At 67.2% G+C, this 1,818-nt stretch carries 1 protein-coding gene; it reads right to left on the bottom strand.

Going from position 1 to position 1,818, the window contains the following annotated elements:
* Positions 1-155 precede the first annotated feature (155 nt).
* A complete protein-coding gene (locus ACNPM4_RS00735) occupies positions 156-1,580 on the bottom strand; it encodes an NAD(P)-binding domain-containing protein (protein WP_448984363.1) in 1,425 nt (474 codons plus the stop codon).
* Between the last annotated feature and the right edge of the window lie 238 nt (positions 1,581-1,818).

Below are 1,818 nucleotides of genomic sequence, written 5' to 3'. Positions count from 1 at the left end.
CGTCGTCTGGGGCGGTCGCCGCCGCGCGACCGTGTCGGACTCGACGGCCGACGCCACCGTGCCGCCCGCCGACCTCGCGCTCTGACGCCGCGCTCTGATGACTCCGTCCCTCACACCGCTGAGGGCGGGAGGGACGGAGTGCGGCTCATGCGGGCTCAGAGGGTGGCGAGCGCCTCACGGTCGTCGTCGCGCGGCAGGCCGCCGACCATGCGAGCCGTCTCGACCGAGTCCGGATCCACATCGAGGTACCGCTCGAGGGAGTCGTCGAGCTCTTCGAGCCACGGCGTGTGGTGCACGACCGCGAGCGTGCCGGTCATGACCGACTCGTAGACGCGGTCGCGGTAGCCCATGATGTCGTCCTGCTTGTCGTGCTTCCACGCGAGGAAGATCTCGACGACCCGGTCGATGTCGAACTCCGGGTAGTCGGTGAGCTCCAGCAGGTCGCGGATGTAGTCGGCTTGGAAGCGGATCTCCGCAGCCGCCGAGTCGATCTGCCCGAATCGCGCGCGCCACTCGGCGATGGATGCGGCGCGCTCGGCCTCATCCGGCAGCACGATGCGGCCGAGGATCAGGTCGCGCACGTACCAGGCCTGCACGTCGAACATGTTGAACGTGAACCACTGGTCCTGCGCGCCGAGGTAGGTGAGACGCGGATTGCCCTGCCAGACCACGCCCCGGTAGAGGCCGTCGGGGTAGACGTTGTTCGGCGACGACAGCGCCAGGTCATCGGGGAGGAACGGGTACTTGTGCAGGTATCCGGTGCACATGATCACCGCATCCACGCGCTTCGACGTGCCGTCGGCGAAGAACACGACGTCGCCCTCGAAGCGCTCGACGACCGGGCGCTCCTCGATGCCTTCGGGCCAGTCGTAACCCATCGGTGCCGAGCGGAAGCTCGCGGTGACCGAGCGGGCGCCCATCTTGAACGCCTGGCTGCCGATGTCCTCCGCCGAGTAACTCGCGCCGATCACGAGCACGTCCTTGTCGGCGAACGCCTCGGCGCCGCGGAAGTCGTGGGCGTGGCTGATGTAGCCGGGGAACGTCTCGATACCGGCGAAGTCCGGCATGTTCGGGAAGGAGAAGTGCCCGCTGGCGACGATGACGCGGTCGAACTCCTCCACGGTCGACTCACCGGTGGGCAGATTCTCGCTGGTGAGCGTGAAGACCTCGCGCTCACTGTCGAACTCGATCCAGCGCACCACCGTCTGGAAACGGATCAGGTCGCGCACGTCGCTCTTCTCCAGGCGGCCGGCGATGTAGTCCCACAGCACGGGACGCGGTGGATAGGAGGAGATGGGTCGGCCGAAGTGCTCGTCGAAGCTGTAGTCCGCGAACTCCAGCGCCTCCTTCGGGCCGTTCGACCACAGGTTGCGGTACATGCTGGAGTGCACCGGTTCGCCGAACTCGTCGAGTCCGGTGCGCCAGGTGAAGTTCCACTGTCCGCCCCAGTCGGCCTGCTTCTCGAAGCAGACCAGCTCGGGGATGTCCGCCCCCGCGCGGCCCGCGGACTCGAAGGCCCGCAGTTGCGCCATCCCCGAGGGGCCGGCGCCGATGATCGCTACTCGTTCTCTGCTCGTCACGTATCGTCCTCATACTCTTCAGTCATGTATCGGTCAGCGGCCGCATCCGAGCGAGGAACAGTTCTGTCCCGGTGGGAGCGGAAGGCTCGACCTGCCCGGAAAGCGGCTGCCCTTCGACGGTATCAGTGTCGGTCGCGGGAGCCGACGGCTTCGTCGCCCCTCCGGATGCATGACCCTTCGACGGATGCATGAGGGGCGGACGGCGAGCCCTCCTGCATCCGTCATCCGTTCATGCAGG

The organism is Microbacterium umsixpiens (assembly GCF_053543675.1).
The sequence above is the reverse complement of the archived record's forward strand: the minus strand, read 5'-3'. Positions and strand labels throughout refer to the sequence as shown.